The 6,718-nt window shown below is 66.9% G+C and carries 7 protein-coding genes; 5 read left to right on the top strand and 2 right to left on the bottom strand.

What is annotated here, in order from left to right:
* A partial coding sequence (locus tag DD1DGNOD_RS10995; RefSeq protein ID WP_283234678.1) for a wax ester/triacylglycerol synthase domain-containing protein occupies nt 1-443 on the bottom strand: 443 nt, incomplete at its 3' end.
* Between the two features lie 78 nt (nt 444-521).
* Nucleotides 522-1,364: an esterase/lipase family protein gene (locus DD1DGNOD_RS10990; protein ID WP_131766450.1), complete on the bottom strand. Its 843-nt coding sequence runs from the start codon at nt 1,362-1,364 to the stop codon at nt 522-524.
* Between the two features lie 875 nt (nt 1,365-2,239).
* Between DD1DGNOD_RS10990 and DD1DGNOD_RS10985 the strand changes: the two genes are divergently transcribed.
* From DD1DGNOD_RS10985 to DD1DGNOD_RS10965, 5 genes are all read left to right on the top strand, one after another.
* On the top strand, nt 2,240-3,121 hold the full coding sequence (locus tag DD1DGNOD_RS10985) for an enoyl-ACP reductase FabI (protein ID WP_206443089.1): 882 nt from the start codon (nt 2,240-2,242) through the stop codon (nt 3,119-3,121).
* Nucleotides 3,122-3,264: 143 nt separating this feature from the next.
* Complete coding sequence (locus DD1DGNOD_RS10980; RefSeq protein ID WP_241251427.1) at nt 3,265-3,525, top strand: acyl carrier protein; 261 nt, start codon at nt 3,265-3,267, stop codon at nt 3,523-3,525.
* A gap of 1 nt (nt 3,526) precedes the next feature.
* A complete protein-coding gene (fabG, locus tag DD1DGNOD_RS10975) occupies nt 3,527-4,273 on the top strand; it encodes a 3-oxoacyl-ACP reductase FabG (protein ID WP_131770041.1) in 747 nt (248 codons plus the stop codon).
* A 141-nt stretch (nt 4,274-4,414) separates the two neighbouring features.
* Nucleotides 4,415-5,173 (top strand): thioesterase II family protein, encoded by a 759-nt coding sequence (locus DD1DGNOD_RS10970; RefSeq protein WP_131766446.1) that lies wholly within the window; start codon nt 4,415-4,417, stop codon nt 5,171-5,173.
* A gap of 178 nt (nt 5,174-5,351) precedes the next feature.
* Nucleotides 5,352-6,718, top strand: a 1,367-nt coding sequence (locus DD1DGNOD_RS10965; protein WP_131770049.1) for a beta-ketoacyl synthase N-terminal-like domain-containing protein, incomplete at its 3' end; no start/stop codon positions are given.

Here is a 6,718-nt window from a genome sequence, read left to right as displayed (position 1 = left end):
CGGACGCCGCCCTGCCCGTCGGTGACAGCATGGTGCGTCTTGAGCAGGAGCGCGAAATGTCCGTCGGACAGCCCGGTGATCACGTGTACTTCCCACAGCGGCCGGGCCGGGTTGAGCTGGGATGCCATCGCGTTGGCGGCGTATTCGGTGAGCTGATCGCGTGTTCCAGGGGGAGGCAGACAGCAGACCCGAATATGTGCCTCCACCTGGAACTGCGCGTCTTCGACCCATTCTGCTGCGGCGGGCGGTACCGCCAGCGACCGGAGGCGCTGACGAAACTGGGGGAAGCTTCCCATCCGCTCGCCCAGCAGACGGACCAGCTGCTCGACACCGACGGGGCGGGTTGGTTCGAATATCATCAGCGCACCGATGTTCATCGGAGCCGCCGGATCGTCCAGTTTCAGAAATGCTACGTCCAGTCCGCTCAGCCGCTCGCCGGCCATCCAGCCTTCCTCCTGTTCGGGTGCGCGGCCTGTCTCGCCGCCCTGCCGAAGTCGCCGTACGTGTCGCCCGGTTTGCGCCTATGCGCGGGATGCGCCTGCCGCAGTGCTGGTGCTCGGTGCGTTGAGGTGCTTGACGACCTCGCGGAAGACCATGGGGTTGGCCGCCACGGCCCCATGGTTGCTGATGTCGACCGGGTACAGGTCCTGCAACGTGATGTTCTGCACGCCCGGCCCGTTCAGGAACGCCGAGGAATATGGTGTGACGACATCGTCGAACTTGGACGCGATGACCGTGTACTGAACACCGGGTACGGTTTCCCCGTCCCCGTTCAGTTTGGTCAGCAGCGCGGAGCCGATGGTCTGGTCGGCACAGGCCGGCGGCATGGTCGAACCAATCAGCTTCTCGGCGCCGGGGAACTGCTTGGCCAGCGTGACCAGCTCGTTCTCTGCCATGCCGTGGTTGGACGGGGAGAGCGAGATCAGCCGGTTCACCTTGCTCGCTCCACCGAGGAACTTGATGTAGTAGCGCGGCATCATGCCGCCCTGTGAGTGGCCGACGATGTCGACCTTGCTGGCGCCGGTGGAGGCCAGGACCTTGTCCACGAACGCGGCGAGCTGCTGGGCCGATTTCTCGATCGAGTCCAGGCCGTGCAGGACCGGTATGCCGGGCAGGGCGCCGTAGTCCAGCCGGAATACGGTGAATCCGGATGCCGCGAGTACGGGCGCGGTGGTGATCCAGTAGTCGAGGGCGTTGCCGAAGGTGCCGTGCACCAGTACCACGGGACGCGGATGCTCGGCGCTCGGACGGGACTTCCAGTCGTCGATGTTCGGCAGTTGGGCGGCGCCGGCGACCTGGGCGGCGACCTGGGCCGGTGCGCCAAGAACGCCGTCCACCGCTCGTCCTATGTTCGGAAACGACATGACGTAAAACCTCCTACCATTCCGCTGGACTTCGCGTGCTCAGCGAAATGATAGCTGAAGATTGACGCCACATCCGGGGCCCGGTGAAACAGAGTTGTTTGTCCGGTGGTATGCCGATGTTCCTCGTTCCGCGTCGAGGATTCGGTCGTCCCCGGGTGCCGCGAGTACGGCTGTTCGTCCAGGGATGCCACGTACGTCGCATCCATTATCGCCGCTCCGGCCGGCGAAAAATTTTGCCTGTATGAGCGACCGGGTCGTTTTCCAATCGGATCGCCTGCGTATGTGGGTTGGGCACGGAATCGGTCCGGGTGTCGAACTGCGGATGGTCGGGGACGAATGCTCCGCGACTTGCCGGGAGGGGGTTGTGCCGGTGCGCTGGAAAGTCGTAAGGTCTAGCCGGCCAAAGGCCGTGCGATCATGCTTCTTCTCGTGCGGCCGGGAGTCCCGAGGAAACCTGGATCCTGGTCACCGGGAGGCGGTGCCGGGGCGGGTGGACATGCCGCCGCACCGTGTCGGCATGGCTACCTGGTTCTGTGGTTACTCGGTGCTACTGTCACGCGATGTCGTCGTGATCCGATCGATTGATCGTGGTTGACGATGAATTCGCTGGCAGGTCGAAGGCGGCATGGTCATGTTTTCCGTGCCGCTGGAGGCCCAGCTTCTCGGTTCACTGGCGGGCCAAAGACGGCGCGATCATGTTTCTTTCGCGCCCGGGGTCCGGAAGTCGATCCGGGAGGTCCGGAAGGCCCACGTCTCCGGATCACCAAGAAGATGACGCGTAATTTCACATGCCCCGGTCGGCCTGGCGATGGTGGTAACTCGAATATGGAATCAGTAGTGCAGGTGGACGGGTGCTCCCGCGCGGAGCGGATTCGATGGGATTATTGGTCGGATATCGATCAGAGGTCGATCGCCGGCGACGGCTCGTCGGCTCGTCGAGTGGCCACCGGGAGCTGACCGTGCTGGTGCCTCTCAAGGATTCCTGGTCGTTGGTCTTCGGCGTGTCCAGCGGCATGGGACAGGCCACGGCCCGTGCTCTGGCCGCGGAGGGCGGCAATGTCATCGGGGTTCACTTCGACACCTCCGAAGGGCGGGAAGCTGCCGAGAAGCTGGCTGCGGAGCTGCATGAACGGGGCGTCGCGGCGCATTTCTTCAACCGCAATGTCGCCGCCTCGGCCACGCGCGCCGACCTGATACCCCGGATCGCCGAACTGACCGGCGGCGCCGGGCTGCGGGTCGTGCTCCACTCGGTCGCTTTCGGTTCGCTGCTGCCCTTCGTGCCCACGGCGGAGGCCACCGGCACCATCACGGCGAAGCAGATGGCCATGACCCTCGACGTGATGGCGCACAGCCTCGTCTACTGGACACAGGATCTGCTGGCCGCCGGGCTGCTGCGGCCCGGAGCCAAGATCTATGCGCTGACCAGCGCCGGGAGTTCCCTGGTAATTCCCAACTATGGAGCCGTCTCGGCGGCCAAGTCGGCGCTGGAGTCGCATGTCCGCCAACTCGCCGTGGAACTCGCGCAGCGCGGTGTGGCGGTCAACGCGCTGCGTCCCGGTACAACGATCACGCCCGCATTTCGGAAGATCCCGGGCAGCACGCAGTTCGACGACAAGTGCCTTGCCCGTAATCCGCATCGGCGGCTCACCCGGCCCGAGGACGTCGGCGAGGCGATCGTCATGCTGTCCGCCAGTGATTCGTCCTGGGTGACGGGAAATGTGATCGGTGTCGACGGCGGCGAACTGATCGGGACATGACGACCTACCGGTCCCGCTGAGCGACCCGGGGACCCGGGCCTCCCGGACCTCCCGGATCGGCAGGAACCCCGAGCGCGAAAGAAGCATGATCGCACTGCCGCCGGCCATCCGGAACAGACGCGACAAGGAAAAGGATGCCATCCATGACCAAGAACCTGGAGATCACGGTGGACCGGGAGGAGCTGCGCGGCCTCGTCGCCGACGCCCTCGAACGGTCGCCGGCCGAGGTGACCGACGATGCCGACTTCATCAGCGAGCTCGACCTCGACTCGCTGATGGCGCTGGAGATCGTGGTGCGCGTGGAAAAGCGTTACCGCATCAAGGTGAAGGACGAGGAGTTCACCAGCATCACCTCCCTGAACGGGGTTTACGACCTGCTGACGGCCAAACTCGGAGAGACCTGACATGTCCGGTGACGTCCGCCCGGTCGCCGTGGTGACCGGCGGTTCCCGCGGCATCGGCCGCGCGGTGGTACGCCACCTCGCCGCTGACGGTTTCGACGTGGCGTTCTGCTACCATTCCCGTCCCGACGCCGCGGAGGAGGCCGTCGCCGAGGCGGAGGCCCACGGCGGACGGGTGCTCGCCTACAAACTGGACGTCGCGGACGCCGGCGAGGCACGGGCGTTGGTGTCCGCCGCCGAGGATGAGCTCGGGCCGATCTCCGCGGTGGTCGCCTCCGCCGGTGTCGTCCGGGACAACCCTCTGGTGCGGATGACCGACGACGAATGGCGGACCGTGCTCAGCACCAACCTCGACGGTACGTACAACATCTGCCGAGCGGCGATCTTCTCCTTCATGAAGCGCCGCACCGGTTGTGTCGTAACGATGTCCTCGGTGGCGGGCGTGTACGGCAGCGCGAAGCAGGCGAACTACGCGGCGTCCAAGGCCGGCATCATCGGGTTCACCCGTGCGCTGGCCAAGGAGTGTGGGCCGTTCGGTGTGCGGGCCAACGTGGTTGCGCCCGGCCTCATCGCCACCGACATGATCAGCGGTCTCGGCGAGCCGTTGCGCCAGCAGCTCGTCGAACGCATTCCGTTGGGCCGCGTGGGAAGTCCGGACGACGTGGCCGCGCTCGTCTTGTTCCTCCTTTCCGACCGGGCCGGCTACATCACCGGCCAGGTATTCGGTGTGGACGGCGGGCTGGTCGTGTGACGGGGCGATTCCTCAGCCGGCCGGGAGCCCGTTTTCCGCACCGCTGGAGGCCCAGGTCTCCGGGTCACTGACGGCTCGGTCACCCGGGCCGGGTAGCCCCTAAAACCCGCCCCCGTATGCGGGTACTTTCCGAGGAGTCCGATGACGATAACCACCCGGAACGACGAACCATGGCTGCGGCGCTTTCATCCGGCGCCGGAGGCCAAGGTCCGTCTGGTCTGCCTGCCGCACGCCGGCGGCTCGGCCAGCTTCTACTTTCCGGTCTCACGGGCGCTGTCCGCGTCGGTCGAGGTGCTGGCGGCCCAGTACCCCGGCAGGCAGGATCGGCGCAGCGAGAAATGTGTGGAGGACGTCGCCGAGCTCGCCGACCGGCTTGTCGAGGTGCTGCTGGGCTGGGCTGACCGGCCGCTCGCCCTTTTCGGGCACAGCATGGGTGCCACGGTCGCCTTCGAGGTCGCCCGGCGGCTGGAGAACACCGGCGTGATCGCCGCGGGACTGTTCGTCTCCGGTCGCCGCGCTCCTTCCAGGCAGCGGGTCGAAAACATGCACCGCAGCTCGGATGACCTGCTGCTGGCCGAACTGAAGGCGCTCAGCGGAACCGAGGCGCAGTTGTTCGGCGACAGCGAGCTGCTCAGTATCGTGCTACCGGTGATCCGCAGTGATTACAAAGCGGCCGAAACATATCGCTACCAACCCGGCCCGAAGCTGAACTGCCCGATTTTCGCTCTGGTCGGGGACAGCGACCCGAAGGTCACGGTCGACGATGCCCGCGCCTGGGCGGAGCACACCACGGCGCAGTTCGACATGGGCGTCTTCGCCGGTGGCCACTTCTATCTGACCGAACACCGTTCGGCTGTCATCCACACGATCCTGGAGCACCTCGCGCAATTTTGTGGATGATTCGTCTGCGGATGATTTGTCGTTTGATTCGTCGTTGTGGATGATGCGCCGGTCCTGTACCCGGTCGGCCGCGATCCGTCCGGTGGACGGTTTGATCTCGGCAGCCGTCGAGCCGACGAGAAAGATGTGAACGACGTTGGTCGCTACGGCTTTTTCCTTGTTTCAGTCGGAGGTGGCAATGAGCGATTCCGAAGCTGTCCCGAACGCGACGTCGGTGCGCCCGGATCGCCGGATCGCCGTGATCGGCATGTCCTGCCGCCTGCCCGCAGCGCCCGACCTCGACGGCTTCTGGCGGTTGCTGCGCACTGGAACAGCCGGCATCACCGAGGCGCCGGAGGACCGTTGGGGCCCGCCCGGCCCGTTCGACGGCGAGCTGTCCCGTCCCGGCGGCCGGCGGGGTGGATTCCTCGACCAGGTCGACCGGTTCGACGCGGAGTTCTTCGGCATCTCCCCGCGCGAGGCCGCCATGGTGGACCCCCAGCAGCGGCTGATGCTGGAACTCGGCTGGGAGGCCCTGGAGGACGCCGGGATCGTCCCCGAAAGGCTGCGCGGCACCCGCAGCGGCGTGTTCGTCGCGGCGATGTGGGACGACTACGCCACCGTGCTGCGACGGGGTGGGCCCGAGGCGATCAGCCAGCACACCATGACCGGGCTGCACCGCAGCATCATCGCGAACCGGCTGTCGTACAAGCTGGGGCTGCGGGGCCCGAGCCTGGTCGTGGACACGGGCCAGTCCTCCTCGCTCGTCGCGGTCCACCTGGCCTGCGAGAGCCTGCTGCGGGGGGAGTGCACCGTCGCGCTCGTCGGTGGCGTGAACCTCATGCTCGCCGCCGAAAGCACCGTCACGGTCGATCGTCTCGGCGCGTTGTCGCCCGACGGCCGGTGCCACACCTTCGACGCGCGCGCGAACGGCTTTGTCCGCGGCGAGGGCGGGGCCGTGGTGGTCCTGAAACCCCTTGCCAGGGCCCAGGCGGACGGCGACCCGATCTACTGCGTGATCCGGGGCAGCGCGGTCAACAACGACGGCGGTGGTGACAGCCTGGTCACCCCGGACCAGGCCGGGCAGGAGGACGTCGTCCGGCAGGCGTGTGCCCGGGCCGGCATCGACCCGGCCGACGTGCAGTACGTCGAGATGCACGGGGCCGCGACCAAAGTCGGCGACCCGGTGGAGGCCGCGGCCCTCGGCGCCGTGCTCGCAGCCGCCAGGCCGGGCCGGTCACCCCTGCAGGTGGGCTCGGTCAAGACCAACATCGGGCACCTCGACGGTGCGGCCGGTATCGCCGGACTGGTGAAGACCATCCTGTGCATCAGGAACCGGGAACTCGTACCGAGCCTGAACTTCCAGGCGCCGAATCCGGCGATTCCGCTGGACGCGCTGAACCTGGCCGTGCAGGTGGCAGCGCAGCGGTGGCCGGACGAGGGCCGCGGCCGGGTCGCCGGCGTCAGCGCGTTCGGCATGGGCGGCACCAACTGCCATGTGCTGCTCTCCGAACCGCCGGATCCGCGCGACGGCACGCACGGCGGCACACGCGACGACACGCAGCA

It is taken from the genome of Candidatus Protofrankia californiensis (assembly GCF_900634765.1).
GTDB classification, from domain to species: domain Bacteria; phylum Actinomycetota; class Actinomycetes; order Frankiales; family Frankiaceae; genus Protofrankia; species Protofrankia californiensis.
Note: the sequence above shows the minus strand (reverse complement) of the source record. Positions and strands in the feature narration are given on the sequence as shown.